Annotated in this window: 12 protein-coding genes; 7 read left to right on the top strand and 5 right to left on the bottom strand. The window is 67.5% G+C overall.

Features of this window, described 5'->3' with window-relative positions:
- The first annotated feature begins 60 nt into the window (after window positions 1-60).
- The 7 genes from AC4AMJ_RS24045 (at window position 61) to AC4AMJ_RS24015 (ending at window position 13,699) form a co-directional block, all read left to right on the top strand.
- Window positions 61-1,563, top strand: coding sequence for an alpha/beta hydrolase-fold protein (locus AC4AMJ_RS24045; RefSeq protein WP_489915183.1), 1,503 nt, complete (start codon window positions 61-63; stop codon window positions 1,561-1,563).
- Window positions 1,564-1,817: 254 nt separating this feature from the next.
- Window positions 1,818-2,363 (top strand): DUF732 domain-containing protein, encoded by a 546-nt coding sequence (locus AC4AMJ_RS24040; RefSeq protein WP_489898665.1) that lies wholly within the window; start codon window positions 1,818-1,820, stop codon window positions 2,361-2,363.
- 18 nt (window positions 2,364-2,381) lie between these two features.
- Window positions 2,382-3,365, top strand: a complete 984-nt coding sequence (locus AC4AMJ_RS24035) for a cutinase family protein (protein WP_489918503.1) — start codon at window positions 2,382-2,384, stop codon at window positions 3,363-3,365.
- Between the two features lie 170 nt (window positions 3,366-3,535).
- Window positions 3,536-4,522 (top strand): LLM class F420-dependent oxidoreductase, encoded by a 987-nt coding sequence (locus tag AC4AMJ_RS24030; protein ID WP_489915181.1) that lies wholly within the window; start codon window positions 3,536-3,538, stop codon window positions 4,520-4,522.
- A gap of 251 nt (window positions 4,523-4,773) precedes the next feature.
- Complete coding sequence (gene fadD32, locus AC4AMJ_RS24025; RefSeq protein WP_489898668.1) at window positions 4,774-6,675, top strand: long-chain-fatty-acid--AMP ligase FadD32; 1,902 nt, start codon at window positions 4,774-4,776, stop codon at window positions 6,673-6,675.
- A 24-nt stretch (window positions 6,676-6,699) separates the two neighbouring features.
- Window positions 6,700-12,108, top strand: a complete 5,409-nt coding sequence (gene pks13, locus AC4AMJ_RS24020; protein ID WP_489915178.1) for a polyketide synthase Pks13 — start codon at window positions 6,700-6,702, stop codon at window positions 12,106-12,108.
- Window positions 12,109-12,139: 31 nt separating this feature from the next.
- The gene (locus AC4AMJ_RS24015) at window positions 12,140-13,699 is read left to right on the top strand and encodes an acyl-CoA carboxylase subunit beta (protein WP_489900706.1); all 1,560 of its coding nucleotides are present in this window, start codon (window positions 12,140-12,142) and stop codon (window positions 13,697-13,699) included.
- Between the two features lie 61 nt (window positions 13,700-13,760).
- On the opposite strand, the gene AC4AMJ_RS24010 is transcribed toward AC4AMJ_RS24015, so the two are convergent.
- The 5 genes from AC4AMJ_RS24010 to AC4AMJ_RS23990 all read right to left on the bottom strand — a co-directional run bounded on the left by AC4AMJ_RS24010 (window position 13,761) and on the right by AC4AMJ_RS23990 (window position 19,159).
- The gene (locus tag AC4AMJ_RS24010) at window positions 13,761-14,990 is read right to left on the bottom strand and encodes a DICT sensory domain-containing protein (RefSeq protein ID WP_489915176.1); all 1,230 of its coding nucleotides are present in this window, start codon (window positions 14,988-14,990) and stop codon (window positions 13,761-13,763) included.
- Window positions 14,991-15,067: 77 nt separating this feature from the next.
- The gene (locus tag AC4AMJ_RS24005; protein ID WP_489898671.1) at window positions 15,068-15,307 is read right to left on the bottom strand and encodes a hypothetical protein; all 240 of its coding nucleotides are present in this window, start codon (window positions 15,305-15,307) and stop codon (window positions 15,068-15,070) included.
- Between the two features lie 11 nt (window positions 15,308-15,318).
- The gene (locus tag AC4AMJ_RS24000; protein ID WP_489898672.1) at window positions 15,319-15,867 is read right to left on the bottom strand and encodes a Dps family protein; all 549 of its coding nucleotides are present in this window, start codon (window positions 15,865-15,867) and stop codon (window positions 15,319-15,321) included.
- Window positions 15,868-15,979: 112 nt separating this feature from the next.
- Window positions 15,980-16,702, bottom strand: a complete 723-nt coding sequence (locus tag AC4AMJ_RS23995; RefSeq protein WP_489898673.1) for a VIT1/CCC1 transporter family protein — start codon at window positions 16,700-16,702, stop codon at window positions 15,980-15,982.
- Window positions 16,703-16,822: 120 nt separating this feature from the next.
- Window positions 16,823-19,159, bottom strand: a complete 2,337-nt coding sequence (locus AC4AMJ_RS23990; protein ID WP_489915174.1) for a transketolase-like TK C-terminal-containing protein — start codon at window positions 19,157-19,159, stop codon at window positions 16,823-16,825.
- Window positions 19,160-19,427 lie beyond the last annotated feature (268 nt).

The following is a 19,427-nucleotide window of genomic DNA, read 5'->3' as shown; positions in this document are numbered from 1 at the left end:
CCGAGGGTGAACTGGCGAGTTGTCCGTAGTCCGCAGACGCGCGGTGGGTGGGGACGCGACATGACGGCCCCCCGTCGTGTCGCGATGGGTCTGGCAGGTGCTGCCGCGGCGGTGCTCGTCGTCACGGCGCCAGGGGTGCCTGCCGGCGCCGCACCGGCACCGCAGCCGGGTGCCCCGGCCGCACCCCCCGCGGCGCCTGCCGCACCCCCGGCGCCTGCCGCACCCCCGGCGCCTGCCGCACCCCCGGCGCCTGCCGCACCCCCGGCGCCTGCTGCACCCCCCGCGGCGCCTGCCGCGCCCGCGCCGCCTGCGGCCAAGACCGTGGCGGCCACCAATCAGCCGGCCCGGGTGACCAACACCTTCTGGTACTCCGATCGTCGCGTGGCCCTGTGGGTGCACTCCCCGGCGATGGACACCGACATCCAGGTGCAGATCCTGCTGGCGCGGGACTGGTGGTCCAAGCCGACAGCGAGGTTCCCGCAGCTGATCACGCTGGACGGGCTGCGGGCGCAGGAGGACCAGAGCGGTTGGATCATCAACACCGACATCGAGGACTTCTACCGCGACAAGAACGTCAACGTGGTGTTGCCCATCGGCGGCGAATCCAGCTTCTACACGAACTGGAAGGAACCGGACAAGGGCAAGAACTACCAGTGGGAGACGTTCCTGCAGCAGGAGCTCCCGCCCATCCTGGAAGGGCAGTGGCGGTCCACGGACGTGCGGGGCATCCAGGGGCTGTCGATGGGTGGTTCCGCGGCGGTGATACTGGCCGCGCGCAACCCCGGCTTCTACAAGTACGTGGCGTCGTACTCCGGCATCCTGCAGATGACCTCCTATGGCATGCCGCAGGCGATCCAGTTCGCGCTGCGTGACGGCGGCGGCTACGACTCGATGAAGATGTTCGGTCCCCCGAGTGATCCGGCGTGGAAGGAACACGATCCGTATCTGCTCGCCGACAAGCTGCGCGGCACCAGCCTCTACATCTCCTCCGGCAACGGCATGGTGGGCCCCCACGACAAGCCCTCCGACATCCCGATGCTCGCCACCAACTACTCCGGCGTGGGCCTGGAGATCCTCAGTCGCGTCACGTCGCAACAGTTCGCGATCAAGCTGAACCAGCTGGGCATCCCGGGGCAGGCGGTCTATCGGCCGTCGGGCACCCACACCTGGCCCTACTGGGAGTTCGAGATGCAGCAGTCGTGGCCGCAGGCGGCCGCGGCGCTCGGCCTCAACGGTGACCACCCGGCCTGCCGCGCCGGGTTCCCGAAGACCTACGGACCCAACAAATCGACCTTGGGCGAGTGTCTGACCCCCGTCTACGGGGTCCCGGGCGGCAAGGCCCAGGACTTCCGTGGCGGCCGGATCATCACCGGACCGAAGGGCCCGAAGATCGTCGGCGGCGGCATCGGCGGGGCCTACGTCGGGGCAGGCGGTCCCGGCGGAAAGCTGGGTCTGCCCACCAGCGACGAGTTGCCCACCCGTGACGGCAAGGGCCGGTTCAACACCTTCCAGCACGGCAAGATCGTCTGGACCGCGAAAGACGGGGCCAAGGTCACCAAGTGACCGCCCGTCCCGACTGGGGCCCGCGGCGGCGTCTCGGAGCCAAACTGAGCGCAGCCGTCGTCGGGCCTGAAACTTCGCTGAGGAATCGCGACGTTTCCGCTGGTCGGGCGGGTCGCTGCGCGTGGGGCGACCTCGCGAGGCTGTAGCCTGACGCCAGGTGGGTCGTCGAGCGGCGAGTCCCACCGCAGCCCGTGTGTGTGGGCCGGGGCGGCAGTCGACGAGGACGCCGTCCGGGCGCGATGAGGAAAGTGACGATGACCAGAAAGCTGCTGCAACTCGCGATCGCCGGGGCCGGACTCGCGCTGACGCTGGGTTCGGTGTCGGCGTGTGCCGACGACTCGACGGCGACCGCCCCCATCACGAGCAATCCGGTCACCACCACCTCGATGTACTCGACGACCGCCCAGTCGGCGACGTCGAGCGCGACCGCCGCGCCGACGTCGACCGAGGCGCAGAAGCAGTCCGAGTCCGTCGGCACCGCGCTGCCGGCCACCGCACCCGACCCCAGCACCGACGTCCCCAAGAGCTTCCCCGGCCCGAACGGCCAGCAGGTGGGCGCGAAGGGCCAGGCGTATCTCGCCGCCCTCAAGTCGCAGAACGTCACCTTCATGGGCGACACCGACAACTCCGTCGCACTCACCATGGCCGAATACGTGTGCAACGAGCGGCGCAAGGGCACCGACCCGGTGACCGTCAAGGCATTCGTCACCGCCTCCGTGGGCCCGGGCACCAAGACGGTGGCCGAGGCGAACGCCAAGGCCGACAAGGTCATCAAAGCTGCTGACGAGCACTACTGCTGATACGTGAGTGCACGGAGAATGCAGCGCCCCAAGCGGCGACTGCCACGACTGCTGATCTTCCTCGGCCTGCTCGCGATCCTCGCGATCATCCTGATCGTGGTGCTGGTGATCGTCCTGCTGCAGCCGGGGCCGCCCCGCATCCCGATCGGCCCGGGACCGTCGACGACGACTCCGAGCAAGGAGCGTCCCGAGGCCCAGTCGGCCGACTGCCCGGATGTGCTGACCCTGGTGATCCCGGGCACCTGGGAGTCATCGGCGGGCGATGACCCATACAACCCGACCGCCAATCCGCGTTCCCTGATGCTGCGGATCTCCAGCGAGCTGGCCGACCAGTACCCGTCCTCGCGCACCAGCGTCTACACGGTGCCCTACATCGCGCAGTTCCGGAATCCGACGAACCTCGGCGACCGGCAGGCCGACTACAACGTCTCACGCACGCAGGGATACAAGCGGGCGGCAGGCAAGATCATCTCCACCAACAAGAACTGCCCGCTGACGCGCTACGTCATCATGGGCTTCTCCCAGGGTGCGGTCATCGCCGGTGACCTCGCCAGCAACATCGGTAACGGCCGCGGGGTGCTCGATCCGTCCGATCAGGACCTCGTCCTGGGCGTCGGACTCATCGCCGACGGTCGTCGACAGCCGGGCGAACAGAACGACATCGGTCCGTCTCCCGACGGTGTCGGAGCCGAGGTCGCGCTTGCCGGAATGGGCAAGCTGGTGCCCGGCATCACCATGACCGGTCCCCGCGACGGCGGCTTCGGCGAGCTCCGCGACCGTGTCGAGTCAATCTGTGCGCCAGGCGATCTCATCTGTGATTCGCCGTCGGTCACCAACCCGATCGGCGCGGTCGGACAGCTCGCCGGAGCCATCAACAACCCGGTGCACGCCCTCTACGCGACGCCGCGATACTGGTCGCTGGACGGGACCACCGCCACCCAATGGATGTACGGCTGGGCCGACGACGTGATCCAGAACGCACCACACCCGAAACACAATTAGGCCCACAGCGGCGCGGGACTGGGTCAAAGGTCCCAATTGTGGCGTTGTCGGTCGCCGGTCACGTTCTGTCCACGATTCGTTTGGTGGTGCCCTGACGCTGCATTAACGTGTGGGGGCGATCGGGCGCGTGCCCACCACGACGAGCGCGAACGCGCATGAGGAGACAGTTGATGAGCGAAACCGGGAACCTGCGCAAGTTCCGGTTCGGCGCCGGCGGTGAAGGCAACAAGGACGAGGGTGGCGCCCGCAAGTTCGTGAAGCTCGCGCAGACCGCCGAGGAGTACGGCTACGACACGTTCGCCGTGCCCGACCACCTGGGCAATCAGGTCGGTCCGATCGCCGCGCTCGGCGCGCTCACCCAGGCCACCACGACCATCCGTCTTGCCACGTCGGTCCTCGCCAACGGGTGGCGTCACCCGGCGCTGCTGGCCAAGGAGGCCACCACCATCGACGTGCTGTCCAAAGGGCGCCTCGAGCTCGGTATCGGCGCGGGCTGGATGAAAGAGGAGTTCGTCAAGGCGGGCATCGAGTTCGAGTCGCCGGGTGTACGCATCCGCCGCCTCGACGAGGCGCTGACCGTTCTCGACGGCCTGATGCGGGGCGAGACGGTCGACTTCGCGGGCGAGTTCTATCAGATCAACGGACTCGAGGGCAGTCCGCGACCGCGGCAGGGCCCGCGGCCGCCGATCGCCGTCGGCGGTGGCGGACCCAAGATGCTCGCACTGGCCGCCAAGCACGCCGACATCATCTCCGTCGCGCCGAGCACCACCCGGGACGGCAAGATGCGGCTGTCGGACATGACGATCGGCAAGACCGCCGAACGCGTCGAGGCCATCCGTGAGGCGGCCGGGGACCGGTTCGACGACATCGAACTGAACTGGACGATCGCGGTCATCGTCATCACCGACGACCGTGAGGCGACCGCCGAGATGGCCCTCAAGGCGCTCGACCAGGGGTACCCGCCGAACATCGAGCGCGACGCCGAGTTCACCGTCGACGATGTCCTCCATTCGCCGTACCTGGCAATGGGTACGTTCGAGGAGATCGCCGATCAGATCCGTGAGGTGCGGCGTCGGACCTCGATGTCCTACGTCGGCGTCTTCCCGACCCAGATGGATGCGTTCGCGCCCGTCATCCAGCTTCTCAAGGGAGAGTAGGATTGCCGACGGCTTGACCGCATAAGGCGAGGTGAACGGGCCTGAACCGCTTGCGAGAAGTGCGTCATGTCCGGATTGCGGGAGTGTGAAGGTGCAGTTGACGATGATGAGTTTTTCGAACAGGTAACGATTTGGACTACCGTGACCGCGGTAGTACCGACGGGCGTGGATGGCGTAGGCCGTGGCATATCGGGGGAGTGTCGACGGTTCGGGGGAAGGCGCGGTCCACGTGGGGGCCACAGGAGTAATGGATGCTGAACACAGAATTTGAGCAGTTCCTCGATGAGAACGGACAACTGCATTTCACCGAGGACGCCACGCTCGTCGACTATGTCGAACGCAATGTGCGCGAGGAGGCGGACACCCTCGCCTATCGCTACATCGACTACAGCCGCGAGCGCGACGGCGAGGCCCAGGATCTGACCTGGGCCCAGTTCGGAAAGCGCCTGCGCGCGGTCGCCGCACGCCTGCAACAGGTCACCAAGCCGGGCGATCGGGTGGCGATTCTGGCGCCGCAGTCGCTCGAGTACGTGATCGGCTTCTTCTCCGCGCTCTACGCCAGCAACATCGCGGTTCCGCTGTTCTCGCCGGACGAGCCCGGCCACACCGACCGCCTGCACGCCGTCCTCGGCGACTGCAAGCCAACGGCGATCCTCACCTCCACCAAGTCCGCCGAGGCCGTCCGCGACTTCTTCAAGCCGCTGCCCGCCAAGGAGCGTCCCCGGGTCATCGCCGTCGACGCGGTACCGGATTCGGTCGGGTCGAGCTGGGTCGCGCCGGTCGCCGGTAAGGACCACAACAAGGACACGGTCGCCTACCTGCAGTACACCTCGGGTTCCACCCGCGTGCCCGCCGGCGTGGAGATCACCTACCAGGCCGTCGCCGCCAACGTCCTGCAGATCTACGACACGATCGAGATCGACCGCAACGCGCGCGGCGTCACCTGGCTGCCGATGTTCCACGACATGGGGCTGCTCACGGTGATCCTGCCCGCACTGGGCGGCCGCTACATCACCATCATGAGCCCGCAGGCCTTCGTCCGGCGCCCGGGCCGGTGGATCAAGGAACTCGCGGCGGCCAGCGACGGCGCGGAGACCTACGCCGCGGCGCCGAACTTCGCGTTCGAGCACGCCGCGGTCCGTGGGCTGCCGAAGCCGGGCGAGGAACTCGACCTGTCCAACGTCATCGGCCTGATCAACGGCTCCGAACCGGTCACGGTCAGCTCGATGAAGAAGTTCAACGACGCATTCGAGCCGTACGGCCTGCCGAAGACCGCGATCAAGCCCTGCTACGGCATGGCCGAGGCCACGCTCTTCGTGTCCGCGACACAGCGCGAGAACGAGGCCAAGGTCATCTACGTCGACCGCGACGAACTCAACGCCGGTCAGTTCAAGGTCGTCGACCAGCACGCGCCGAACGCCGTCGCGCAGGTGTCGTGCGGTCAGGTCGCGGTGAGCCAGTGGGCCGCGATCGTCGATCCGGACACCTCGACCGAGCAGCCGGACGGCCACGTCGGCGAGATCTGGCTGCACGGCCTCAACATCGGCGCCGGCTACTGGAACAAGCCGGAAGAGACCGAAGAGACCTTCGACAACACGATCGAGGTGAAGCTCCCCGAGGGCAGCCACACCGAGGGCGCCGGGCCGGATGCGACGTGGATGCGTACCGGCGACTACGGCGTCTGGCTGGACGGCGAGCTCTACATCACCGGCCGCGTCAAGGACCTGGTCATCGTGGACGGCCGCAATCACTACCCGCAGGATCTCGAATACAGCGCCCAGGAGGCCAGCTCGAGCCTGCGTCCGGGATTCGTGGCCGCGTTCTCGGTGCCGTCGAATCAGCTGCCGTCCGTCGTCTTCGAGCAGTCCACGAGTGGTCTGAAGTTCGACGCCGACGACGCCTCCGAGCAGTTGGTGATCGTGGCCGAGCGGGGCCCGGGCAAGCGTCACGACCCGCAGGAGATCGCCGACACCGTGCGCGCCGCCATCGCGGCCCGCCACGGTGTGATGGCCCGCGACATCCTGCTGGTCCCGGCCGGATCGATTCCCCGCACCTCGAGCGGCAAGATCGCCCGCCGGGCCACCCGTACCGCCTACATTGACGGCAGCCTGCGCGGCGGTTACAAGCAGACCGCGTTCCCGGACGCCGAATAAACCCCGAACAGTAGTCTGGAAGCGATGTCTGAACTGAATACCGAAGAGTCCACCAACCCAACCGCCGGAACCGCCGGGGAGACAGCCGGCGATCTGACCGTCGCCGAGTTGCGTGACTGGCTACGTTCCTGGGTGTCGGAGGCCACCGGTATCCCGGCTGATCAGATCTCCGACGACCGGCCGATGGAGGAGTTCGGGCTGTCGTCCCGGGACGCGGTGGCACTGGCCGCCGACGTCGAGGACAAGACCGGCGTCATCCTCACCGCGACGGCCGCCTACAACCACCCGACCATCGCGATGCTGGCGAAGCGGATCATCGAGGGCGATCCCGACGAGGGCCTCGACGACGGTGCGGACACCTTCTGGCAGCGTGACCGCAGCGCCGACGACGACATCGCCATCGTCGGTCTGGCGACCCGCTTCCCGAAGGCCGGGGCGACGCCGGAGTCGACCTGGGATGCGCTGATCGGCGGTGTCGACGGCATCACCGATCTGCCCGACGACCGCTGGACCGAGTTCCGGTCGGACCCGCGGATCGCCGAGATCATCGAGTCGTCGAACGTGCGGGGTGGCTACCTCGACGACGTGAAGGGCTTCGACGCCGACTTCTTCCAGATGAGCCCGCGCGAGGTCGAGATGGTCGACCCGCAGCAGCGTCTCGCTCTCGAGTTGACCTGGGAGGCCCTCGAGCACGCCCACATCCCCGCGAGTGACCTCAAGGGCGGTCCGGTCGGGGTGTTCATCGGAACCTCGACCAACGACTATCAGATGCTCGCGACGCTCGGACTGGGCGAGGGCGCCCAGGAGACCGCCGCATACGCGTTGACCGGTACGGCCACCTCCATCGTCGCCAACCGGGTCTCCTACTTCTTCGACTTCCACGGCCCGTCGATCGCCATCGACACCGCATGCTCGTCGTCGCTGGTGGCGGTCCATCAGGCGGTGCGCAGCCTGCGTTCGGGTGAGACCGAGGTCGCGCTCGCCGGCGGCGTCAACATGATCATCACCCCGGCTGTCACGCTCGGCTTCGACAACGTCGGCGCACAGGCCTCCGACGGCCACATCAAGGCGTTCTCCGCCGACGCCGACGGCATGATCCGCGCCGAGGGTGGCGGACTCGTGGTGCTCAAGCGGATGGCCGACGCCCGACGTGACGGTGACGATGTGCTCGCCGTCATCGCCGGCTCCGCGGTGAACTCCGACGGCCGCTCCAACGGGCTGTTCGCGCCCAACCCGGAAGCCCAGGTGGAGGTGCTGCGCGACGCGTACACCGACGCCGCGATCGACCCGCGCACCGTCGACTACATCGAGGCGCACGGCACCGGCACGATCCTCGGCGACCCGATCGAGGCCGACGCGCTCGGCCGGGTGGTCGGCCGCGGTCGCGTCGTCGGCGCACCCGCGCTGCTCGGCTCCGCGAAGACCAATTTCGGGCACATGGAGTCCGCAGCCGGCGCCGGTGCACTGGCCAAGGTCGTGTTGTCGATGCAACACGACAAGATCCCCGCGTCGCTGAACTATTCGGGCCCCAACCCCTACATCCAGTTCGACGCCACCGGACTCAAGGTGGTGGCCGAGGCCGCCGACTGGCCGCGCTACTCCGGGAACGCCATCGCCGGCGTCTCCGGTTTCGGTTTCGGCGGCACCAACGCCCACGTCGTCGTGCGTGAGGTGCTGCCGTCGGATCTGGATCCCTCCGCCCCTTCCGCTGGTCGAGTAAGCCGCGACGAAGGAGCGACCGTATCGAGACCCGCGGAGCCCACCGACGACCCCGACCTCGATCTCGACGACGACGAGTACCTCACCGAGGCCGAGCGTGCGATCCTCGCCGCGGCGGCCAAGCAGGACGATGCTCCCGCAGAGGAGGTCGTGACCGACCCGGCCGCCGGTTTCGCCCCGTGCGCCGCCGAGGGTTCCGTGGTGCCGCTGGTGATCTCCGGCTTCCTGCCGTCGCGGCGTCGCAAGGCCGCCGCGGACCTGCTGGAGTGGCTGGAATCCGATGCCGGACAAGCCACTCCGCTCGCCGACATCGGGCGGTCACTGGCGCATCGCAACCACGGCCGGTCACGGTCGGTGGTGATGGCCCGCACCCACGAGGACGCGATCACCGGTGTCCGCGCGATCGCCGACGGAAAGAGCAATCCGCTGGTGTACGTGGCGGATTCGCCCGACGCGGCATCCGCCGTGTGGCTGCTGTCCGGCTTCGGCTCGCAGCACCGCAAGATGGCCAAGCAGCTCTACACCGAGAACCCGGTGTTCGCCAAGTACGTCGACCGCGTCGACGAGTACGTGCAGAACGAGCTCGGCTACTCGATCGCCGAGATGTTCGTCGACGACGAGCAGACCTACGGCATCGAGACCAGTCAGGTCGGCATCTACACCATCCAGGTCGCACTCGCCGACACCCTGCGGCACTTCGGCGCCGAACCCGGTGTGCTGGTGCCGCATTCGATGGGTGAGGCGTCGGCCGCCTACATCAGTGGCGGCCTGTCGCTGGAAGACGCCACCCGGGTGATCTGCCAGCGCTCGCGTCTGATGGGCGAGGGCGAGTCGATGCTGCAAGGCGACGACATCCGCCTGATGGCGCTGGTCGAGTACAGCGCCGAGGACATCAACGACGTCCTCGCCGACTATCCCGACTTGGAGATCTGCGTCTACGCGGCACCGACGCACACCGTGATCGGCGGGCCGGAGTCCCAGGTCGACGCGATCGTCGCGCGTGCGGAGGAAGAGGGCAAGCTCGGTCGCAAACTGCAGACCAAGGGCGCCAGCCACACCTCGCAGATGGACCCGCTGCTCGGCGAACTCGCCTACGAGCTCACCGGAATCGAGCCACTGAAACCGACCGTCGGTCTCTACAGCTCCGTCGACCGCGAGACGTTCTACCGTCCCGGACACGAGCCGGTGCACACCATCGACTACTTCACCAAGGGCCTGCGGCACAGCGTCTGGTTCAGCCAGGCCATTGCCAAGTCGGTGGAGAACGGGCACCGCACGTTCCTCGAGCTGTCGCCGAACCCGGCCGTGCTCATCTCTGTTGCCGCGGTGACCTTCTCGGCCGGCCTGCACGACGCCGAGCTGATCGAGACCCTGCGTCGCAAGGAGGACGAGAGCTTCGGTCTCGTCAACGCCCTGATGAAGCTCTACGTGCACGGACATCCGGTCAACGTCGGATCATTGTTCGGCACAGGCGATTTCGGCGACATCCCGCGTACCCGGTTCGACCGCAAGGAGTTCTGGCTCAAGGCGGAGCTGTCGTCGGGTGGATCGAACGGCAAGGTGCCCGGCTCTCATGTCGCACTTCCCGACGGTCGCCACGCCTGGGAGGTCAACGCCTCCGCGGTCACCGATGCCCGTGAGCTGATCCGTGCCGCGGCGGCGCAGGTGATGGCCGACGTGTCGGTGGGCGCGGTCGTCACCCACGGCGAGACGCCGTCGTCGGGCACCCTGACGACCACCTTGAGCCCGCACCCCGGGGGTGCGTCGGTGACCGTGCACGTCAAGCAGGACAAGAACTTCCGGTTGCTCGTGGAAGCAGTGGTGGTCGGCGGCGCGGTTCCCGTCGAATCGCCGGCTCCGACGGCAGCGGCCGATCAGGTCTCCCCGGCGGCCGTCTTCGCCGACGACAAGGTCGTCACCGAGGACGAGGTCGTCGACGACATCGGCAACACGTGGGACCCGGAGTCCGGTGAGTCGGTGGAGGATCGGCTCGCCACCATCGTCGGTGAGTCGATGGGATACGACCCGGAGGACCTGCCGCGCGAGATCCCCCTGATCGAGCTGGGACTCGACTCGCTGATGGCGGTCCGGATCAAGAACCGGGTCGAGTTCGAGTTCGACATCCCGCAGTTGCAACTGCAGGCGATGCGCCAGGCGAACCTCGCCGACGTGGTCAAGTTCGTCACCTACGCGGTCGAGCATCGTGACGAGGTGGCCCAACTCGCCCAGGGCGCCGAGGGGCAGGGCGATCTCGACACCGCCGCGCTCAACGCGCTGATCGACGCGGAGAACTCGAAGCCGGCGCAGGAGGCCCTTCGTGACGCTCGCGAGCTCGCTCCTCAGGGAGCGGGGGACGTCGAGGAAGCGTCCGTTTCCGCTGGTCGGGTTGAGACGAGCGGCAGCGGGGAAGCGTCCATTTCCGCTGGTCGGGTTGAGACGAGCGGCAGCGAGGAAGCGTCCATTTCCGCTGGTCGAGTAGAGACGAGCGGCAGCGAGGATGCGTCCATTTCCGCTGGTCGAGTAGAGACGAGCGGCAGCGAGGAGCGTATCGAGACCCCCGCTGCCGACACCGATCTGAGCTCGCAGCAGGCCGTCGCCGACGCGACGGGCTCCGGCGTCCCGCCGCGCGACGCGGCCGAACGGCTGACCTTCGGTGTGTACGCGGTCGTCACCAAGAAGTCCGCGGGCGGCGTGTTCAACAAGCTGCCCGTCCTGGAAGAGGACGTGGCCCAACAGCTCACCGATCGGCTGAACGAGCGCACCGGCGGCGACATCGACTTCGAGGACATCCTCGATTCGGAGTCCATCGAGGAGATGTCGAACTACGTCCGCGAGTTCCTCGACGCCGGTGCCGACACCGACGGGTTCATCCGCTATCTGCGCCTGGTCGACGGCAAGAAGAGCTATGACCCCGCCGCGGGCGATCCGATCCCGGCCCTGCTGTTCCATCCGGCCGGCGGTAACACCGCGGCGTACGAGGCCCTTCTGAAACGCCTTCCGGAAGACCAGCCGGTCATCGGCTTCGACCGGGTCGAGGGCACCATCGAAGAGCGTGTGCGGCAGTACATGCCGCGCCTGCGTGAGATCCAGCCGCACGGGCCGTATGTCCTGATCGGGTGGTCGCTCGGCGGCGCGCTGGCCTACGGCTGCGCGCAGGTGCTGCGCGAGGCGGGCGAGGAGGTCAGCTTCGTCGGGTTGATCGACGTGGTGCGCCCGTCCGAGCCGGTCGTCGAGACACCGGACACCAAGCGTGCGCGGTTGGAGCGCTGGCGCGATTTCGCCGTCAAGACCTACGATCTCGACGACGACGTCCCGATCCCGATGGATCGGCTGGTGGAGGCCGACGACGAAGGCCAGTTCCAGATCATCATGGAGATGATGTCGATGTCGGGCACCAAGATCCCCGGCGGCATCATCGAGCATCAGCGCACGTCGTTCCTCGACAACCGTGCCCTCACCAACATCGAACCGACGGCCTATGACGGCAAGGTGATCCTCTACCGCGCTGACAAGATGCACGACGGCGCAATCGAGTTGGAGCCGCAGTGGGCCAAGATCGACGAGGACGGCCGATGGGGTGAGGTCGTGGAGGATCTCGAGATCATCCACATCGGCGGTGACCATCTCTCGATCGTCGACGAACCGTACATCGGCAAGATCGGTGCCGACCTCACCCGGCGGCTCGGCGATGTCCGGGCGCGGACTCAGCAGTAGAAGTATCGAAAGCGAGCGAGGCGTGACTGAGATGATTGCCCAATCGGGCACGACTGCGGACAAATTGGCGGATCTGCGCGAGAAGCTGGAGTCCGCGAAGGAACCCGGCGGCGAGAAGGCGATCGCCAAGCGTGAGGTCAAGGGCATCTGTTCGCCGCGTGAACGCCTGACGATGCTGTTCGATCCCGGCACGTTCGTCGAGATCGGTGCGCTGGCGAAGATGCCCGGCGCGGCCAACTCGGGTTACGGCGACGGTGTGGTCACCGGGCACGGACTCGTGTACGGCCGCCCGGTCGCCGCGTTCTCACACGATCAGACGGTGTTCGGCGGAACCGTCGGAGAGATGTTCGGCCGCAAGGTGTCCGCACTGATGGAGTGGGCCGGCAAGATCGGTTGCCCGATGGTCGGCATCAACGACTCGGCCGGTGCCCGCATCCAGGACGCGGTGACCTCGCTCGCCTGGTACGCCGAGATGGGGCGCCGTAACGATCTCCTCTCCGGCTTGGCTCCGCAGGTCTCGGTGATCCTCGGGAAGTGTGCGGGCGGTGCGGTGTACACGCCGGCCAACACCGACATCCTGGTGGCCGTCGAGGACAAGAGCTACATGTTCGTGACCGGTCCGGACGTGCTCAAGCAGGTCAACGGTGAGGAGATCTCCGCCGAGGATCTCGGTAGCGCCCACAATCAGGCCCGGTGGGGCAACATCCACCACGTCGCTCCGGACGAGAAGTCGGCGTTCACCTGGGTGCGGGAGTACCTGCAGTACATGCCGTCGAGCGCGTATGAAAAGCCGCCGGTGGTCAATCCCGGCCTCGAGCCCGAGATCACCGAGTCGGATCTGTCGCTCAACCACTTCATGCCGGACAACGACAACGCCGGCTACGACATGCACGACATCATCATCAAGTTGTTCGACGACGGCGACTTCCACGAGGTGGCCGAGCTGTTCGCGCCGAACATCCTCACCGGCTACGCGCGGGTCGACGGCCGCTCGGTCGGTGTGGTCGCCAATCAGCCGAACGTGATGTCGGGCGTGCTCGACACCGATTCGTCCGAGAAGGCAACGCGTTTCGTCCGCACTTGCAATGCCTTCGGGATTCCGCTGGTCTTCCTGGTGGACACGCCTGGCATCCTCCCGGGTCTCGCCGAGGAGCAGAAGGGGACGATCCGTCGGTCGGGCCGGTTCCTGTTCGCCTACGTCGAGGCAGACGTGCCGAAGGTGACCGTGGTGCTGCGCAAGGCCTACGGCGGGGCGTATGCGGTGATGGGCTGCAAGCAGCTCGGCGCCGACATCAACTTCGCCTGGCCCACCGCGAAGATCGCGGTGATGGGTGCGGAGTCGGCGGCCGCGGTGTTGACCCGCCGCCAGACCGAGGGGATGTCGGCCTACGACGCCGACAAGGTCCGCCGTGACTTCATCGATTTCTACAACACCAACATGGCGACGCCGTACCTGGCTGCCGAGCGTGGCTACATCGACGCGGTGATCGAGCCGGCCGAGACCCGCCTGCAGCTCCGAAAGGCGTTGGCGCAGTTGCGGGACAAGCAGGTCCTGCGTACCCCGCGCAAGCATTTCCTGATGCCGATCTGAGTCGAGCGGGCCGCTCTCGGCGGCCGCCTTTGACTGATGCTCGTGCGAGCGGGCAGTTCGCTCAGTCGAACCGCATCAGGATCGAGTGCACCGCCTGCGTGACGGTCAGCCGGTCATAGCTCTGCACGAAGTCGAAGGTGCGGTCGAGATCGTCTGCGCCGGTGTGCAGATCGCGCGCCGACAGCAGCGCCGCGAAATGCGGCCCCAGCACCGCGACGTTCCACTCGTTGACGAGGTCGTCGTCGGGGCGCAGAGGTGCCCGGTGCACGTTGCCGTCGCGGACGTCGGCCAGCCCGACTCCGTACACGCCTGCGAGTCCGGTGCTCTCCGACATCACCCGCCAGCGGTCGGCCGTCCGCGCGGTGAAGTGCCGCGCGTGCTGGAAGGTCCCCAGCACGATGGAGGCGCCACCGATGGCCGCCTGATGTTCGAGCGCCTTGCTCATCTCGATGAGCAGACGCTTGTCGCCGAGGCGCGGTGCCAACGACACCGACGCGATGGCGTACGGCGTCTGCTGATCCGGTGGCGGAGTGGACCACACCGGCATGTCCGGCATCGGCACGATGGTGGCCGTCGGTAGCGAGGTCGGGTTCTCGACGGCGGGATACAGACCGCCGATCCCGAACGACGCGCCCATCGTCAAGGCGGTGATCCGTCGGGACTCGTCGTCGACGCCCTCGGCGATGACCACCGCCTGACTGCGCTCGGTGTGCGCGGCCAGCGTGTGCGCCAGTCGCGCGGAATCCTGGTTGGCGGTCCGATCGAGCAGATCGGCGGAGGTCACGATGATGTCCGGTTCGATCAGCGTGAGGAGGGTCGCAGCGTGATCGGTGCTGGTGAGTCCGTCGACGCAGATGATCTTCCCGGCCGCCCGGGCCTTCGCCACCCGCGCGAGCGTGCGTTGCGGACTGCGGGTGACCGCACTGGGCAGCACCACCATGACGTGCCGCTCGAGTGCGTCCACGGTGTCGTTGCCGAGTTGGTCGAGCAGATCGAGGTCCAGACCGACCAGCAGGGGCAGGATCTTGGCCACCGACTGCGCGCGCGGCGACCGCGCCAGCTGCTGACGGCGATTGTCGAGGACGTGATGCTGCTCCATCAGCCGCGCGGCGCGGCGCAACGCGTCCGCGGTGCCCAGCCGGGTCCCGGTGGGGCCACGCAGCTGTAGTTCGACCGCGGCCAGCGCTCCATCGCTCAACCGGCACACCGGCGCGAACTGCATGTGGAGCTCCAGATCCTCGAACAGGGTGAACCCGTCCTCGGTCGAGGTCTGCCCGGATTCGGGTGTCATGCCGTCACAACGGTCATCGGGCGCCTCCCGTCGGAACTGCAGAAAGCTCCGGATCGAGCTGGGAGGATGCGACTACTTCACATCCTGGTCAAGGCGAACATGCTGCCTGCGGCCAGGATAACAAAGGTCAGGACCAATCCCAGGGCGAGCCAGACCCCCAGGAGTGGCACAGCGACCAGCAGGGACCACACCGTGAGGGCGCCGGCCAGGAAGAGTCCCGACAGATCGACGTGGTCTGGCACGTCGTCGACCTCCGCCCGGACCGGCGATGTGCTGGGTTGCCGGTCCGGTGCGCCGACGGCGGGAGGGATGGTCATCGTCGGTGGTCTCAGTCGGCGTCGCGAGCGGCGGCGGCCGCCCCGGCCTCACTGGTCTGGCCGGCGTTCGCGAGTTCGCCGGAGTAGCTCTCCAGGTGGGCGCGCACGAACCACTGGAACTTCTCGAGTTCCGCCGTCTGCCCGATGAGGATGTCCTCGGTGATCGCGTCGAGCTCACCGACCTTCTCGATGGCGTCGCGGTGCGAGGTGATGAACCCGGCGTAGACGAGGTCGAGGGCACCGAGGTGGGCCTGGGCGGTGTCGCGCCCGATGGAGTAGTCGCTCCACGAGCGATCGGCCTCGATCGCCTTGGCGGTGCCGCGGGGTGATGATCCCAGGGTCGCGATGCGTTCGGCCACCGTGTCGGCGTAGCCGCGGACCAGCTCGACCTGGGGATCGATCATCTCGTGCACACCGATGAAGTTGGCGCCCACGACATTCCAGTGGATGTGTTTGAGCGTCAAGTGCAGGTCGTTGAGCGCGCTGAGGCGTTCCTGCAGACACGTGGCGACCGTGGTCGCCGATTCGGCGGACAATCCGGGTGCGGTGAATGTGGTCATGCCTCCGACGCTAGGGGCGGTGGGACCCGGTACGCCGGTCCGCGCCGCGCATGGCAATCCAACCGAGACCATCCATCACGAAACGGTAACGGCGTGGTTGTCGCGGGCCGGTTCAGGCGACCGTGTGGCCGACGAGCCGTCCGATGGCAAACGTCACCACCATCGCCAGCGCGCCGCCGATCACCACCCGCAACATCGGTCGCCACGGTCGTGACCCGCCGAGCGCGGCACCCGTGGCGCCGGTGAGGGCGAGCGCCACGAGAACCGCGACGAAGGTGACCGGAATCCGCCACGACGACGGGGGAGCCAGGATGGCGATCAGCGGCAGCAGGGCACCCAGCGTGAACGACACCGCCGACGACAGCGCCGCCTGCCACGGGTTGGTGAGTTCGTGGGGATCGATCCCCAGTTCCGCCTCGGCGTGGGCCTCGAACGCGTCGTGTTCGGTCAGCTCACTCGCGACGCGGCAGGCGGTGTCGTGGCGCAGGCCCTTGGCCTCGTAGATGCCGACGAGTTCGTCGAACTCCGCGTCCGGTTGCTCGCGCAGTTCGCGACGCTCCTTGGCGAGCAGGGACTGCTCGGTGTCGCGTTGTGTGCTGACGGAGACGTACTCCCCCAAGGCCATCGACACCGCGCCGGCCGCCAGGCCGGCGATGCCCGCGGTGAAGATCGGTCCGCGATCGACTGTTGCGGCCGCCACGCCCACGACAATGCCCGCGGTGGAGACGATTCCGTCGTTGGCGCCGAGCACGCCGGCGCGCAACCAATTGAGCCGGTTGGCCAGCGAACCGGTGTGGGGCTCGCCGCTGTGCCGGTGCTCGTGATCGACGCTCATGGGTCAACTCAACTGTGGCGGGAACGTTCTCGCAAGCAAGGGAACCGTTGCCTTACCGGTCTGGCGGTTCGGCAACTGCCTTACCGGTGTGGCGGTTCGGCAACGGTTCGACCCCTGCTCTCAGCCGGCCAGATCCAGGGCGGCACGCACGATGCTGTCGGTGTCGATGCCGTGATGCCGGTACACGTCGTCGAGAGAGCCGACCTGGCCGAAATGGCTGACGCCCAACGCCGCTCCGGTGACTCCGTGGATTCCGGTCAGGAATGCCAGCGTGTGCGGGTGACCGTCGAGGACGGTGACCATCGGTGTCGCACGGTCGGCGGGGAACGCCTGATCGAGAATCCACGACGGCGCGTCGGCCAATCCGCGGCGTGCCTGCAGCGCCTCGAACAGCAGGCCCGCACTCGTGACGCAGACCACATCGGCGGGTATGTCCTGGGCGGCCAGACGGTCTGCGGCCGCGAGGGTCTCGGTCATCAGGGCTCCCATGCCCACCAGCGTGACCACCGGGTGGGGGACGCGGCGCAGCGGATACGCCCCGGCCACCACCTGACGGCGCCGGCGTTCGCGTGCCGCGGGGTCCTCGGGCACCGCGGCGAGCGTCTGATCGACCGGCCGTGTGGACAGCCGCAGGTACGACGAGCTCCCGTCGGGGCGTCCGAGCAGGCGCATCGCCGCGAGCAGGGTCCATTCGGTGTCGATGACGAATGCGGGTTCATAACTCACACAACCGGGTTGCTCGAGACCGATCGACGGGGTGGTGATGGACTGATGCGCCCCGCCCTCGGCGGCCAGGGTGACACCGGACGGTGTGCCGACCAGGATCGACTGGCCGCCGGCGTAGATGCCGTAGGACCACGGCTCGAGGGCGCGTTCCACGAACGGGTCGTACATCACGCCGATCGGGAACAGTGGCTGCCCCCAACGGCTCCAGGTGGCACCGAGCTCGCCCATCAGGCCGACGAGATTGGTCTCGGCGATGCCCAGTTCCATGTGCTGACCGGTCGGCTTCTCCCGCCAGTGCATGATCGTCTCGGCGTCGTCGTCGAACCAGTTGCGACGTTCGGCCGGTGACCAGACCTCCACCTTGTTGAGCCAACCGGCCAGGTTGGTGGTGGAGCTGACGTCGGGGCTGACGGTGACAACGCGCCGGGCGGCTTCGGGTGCGTCCCGGGTGAGCGCGAGTAGCGCGCGGCCCAGGGCTGCCTGGGTGGTCGACGTGCCGGCCGGTGTCCGACCCAGATCCTCGGGAACCGCCGGTGGTGAATGGGGTTCGATGGGCTCACGCGTGAGCCGCCTGGCCGCGTCGGCACACAGGCGTCCGGCATCGCTGTCGGGGGAGAACCGCGTCCACGGACGATCGGCGTCCATGCCCATTCCCGTTGCGAGCTCACCGAACTGCTCGACGGTCAGCAGCGATGAATGGTTCTGCGGGTGTCCCTGCGTGGGCAGCCCGTGGCCCTTGATCGTATAAGCGATGATGACCGTCGGGCGGGTGTCGTCGATCTGTGCGTACGCCTGGCGCAACGCTTCGAGGTCGTGTCCGCCGAGGTTGCGGATCGCCCGGGTCAGGGTGGCGTCGTCGAGGTCGCCGACGAGTGCCGCGATCTCCGGTGCGGATTCGCCGTCGCCCGGGATGCGCTCCCGCAATTCTGTTGCGGTGCAGCGAAGTAGACGCTGGTACTCCGGATTGGGCATCTGCAGGATGCGTTCGCGCAGTGCGGATCCGCCCGGTCGGGTGAACAGCGCCTCGAGCAGGGCACCGAATTTGACGGTGATCACCTGCCAGCCCGCGGCGCCGAACATGCCCTCCAACCGGCCGGCCGCGATGTTCGGCACCACCCGATCCAGGGACTGTCGATTGAGGTCGACAATCCAGACGATCTCGCCGAGGTCGCGCACCGTCGGGTCCAGGATCGCCTCCCACACGGCACCCTCGTCGAGCTCGGCGTCACCGACCAACGAGTACTGCCGGCCCTTGCCGGTGGAGGAGATCGTGGCATCCACGTAACGCCGGGCGATGGCGCCCCAGATCGGGGCGGTGGCACCGATGCCGACCGAGCCGGTGGAGTAGTCCGCCGGATCCGGATCTTTGGTCCGACTGGGGTAGGACTGCAGTCCGCCGAATTCACGCAGGGTCGTCAGGTAGCGCTCGTCGAGTTCGCCGAGCAGATAATTGATGGCGTGCAGGACCGGGGATGCGTGGGGTTTGACCGACACCCGGTCGCCGGAGCGTAGATGCTCGAACCACAGCGAGGTCATGATCGACACGATCGACGCACACGACGCCTGATGGCCCCCGACCTTCAATCCGGTCGGGTTGGGGCGAACGCGGTTGGCGTGATGGATGATCGCGGTCGAGAGCCACAGCACCCGCTCCTCGATGTCGAGGAGCGCCTCGGATGTGGGCTCGCCCGCGTGTAAGGGGATGACCTTGGCGGTCTGTGGTGCGTTCATCGGAGAATGCGTCCTTGCTCGTGGTCTCGGTGCACTGCCTGGGCTCCTGGCCCCGACCCACAGGACGTGAGCGGCGATCGTCGTGCGAACTGCGGACCGGAATGTGATCCGGTCCGGGCGGTTGCCGGGGCGGGTTGGCCCCGGCAACGCTGGCGAGCTTCTGTGTGCAGAACTCGACTCTCAGTCGACCACCGGCACACTATTCACGCAATGCTCGCGCGCAAGATTGCGCAATGTGCTCATCTGTGGAGGGGTGTCGTATGGGATG

It is taken from the genome of Gordonia sp. LMA484 (genome assembly GCF_058129505.1).
Note: the sequence above shows the minus strand (reverse complement) of the source record. Positions and strands in the feature narration are given on the sequence as shown.

Excerpts from the sequence above, each read along its gene's own strand:
- AC4AMJ_RS24035 (WP_489918503.1), top strand. The coding sequence starts at position 2,382 with ATGCAGCGCCCCAAGCGGCGACTGCCACGACTGCTGATCTTCCTCGGC.
- AC4AMJ_RS24040 (WP_489898665.1), top strand. The coding sequence starts at position 1,818 with ATGACCAGAAAGCTGCTGCAACTCGCGATCGCCGGGGCCGGACTCGCG.
- AC4AMJ_RS24005 (WP_489898671.1), bottom strand. The coding sequence starts at position 15,307 with ATGACCATCCCTCCCGCCGTCGGCGCACCGGACCGGCAACCCAGCACA.
- AC4AMJ_RS24045 (WP_489915183.1), top strand. The coding sequence starts at position 61 with ATGACGGCCCCCCGTCGTGTCGCGATGGGTCTGGCAGGTGCTGCCGCG.
- AC4AMJ_RS23995 (WP_489898673.1), bottom strand. The coding sequence starts at position 16,702 with ATGAGCGTCGATCACGAGCACCGGCACAGCGGCGAGCCCCACACCGGT.
- AC4AMJ_RS24000 (WP_489898672.1), bottom strand. The coding sequence starts at position 15,867 with ATGACCACATTCACCGCACCCGGATTGTCCGCCGAATCGGCGACCACG.
- AC4AMJ_RS24030 (WP_489915181.1), top strand. The coding sequence starts at position 3,536 with ATGAGCGAAACCGGGAACCTGCGCAAGTTCCGGTTCGGCGCCGGCGGT.
- fadD32 (WP_489898668.1), top strand. The coding sequence starts at position 4,774 with ATGCTGAACACAGAATTTGAGCAGTTCCTCGATGAGAACGGACAACTG.
- AC4AMJ_RS23990 (WP_489915174.1), bottom strand. The coding sequence starts at position 19,159 with ATGAACGCACCACAGACCGCCAAGGTCATCCCCTTACACGCGGGCGAG.
- AC4AMJ_RS24015 (WP_489900706.1), top strand. The coding sequence starts at position 12,140 with ATGATTGCCCAATCGGGCACGACTGCGGACAAATTGGCGGATCTGCGC.
- AC4AMJ_RS24010 (WP_489915176.1), bottom strand. The coding sequence starts at position 14,990 with ATGACACCCGAATCCGGGCAGACCTCGACCGAGGACGGGTTCACCCTG.
- pks13 (WP_489915178.1), top strand. The coding sequence starts at position 6,700 with ATGTCTGAACTGAATACCGAAGAGTCCACCAACCCAACCGCCGGAACC.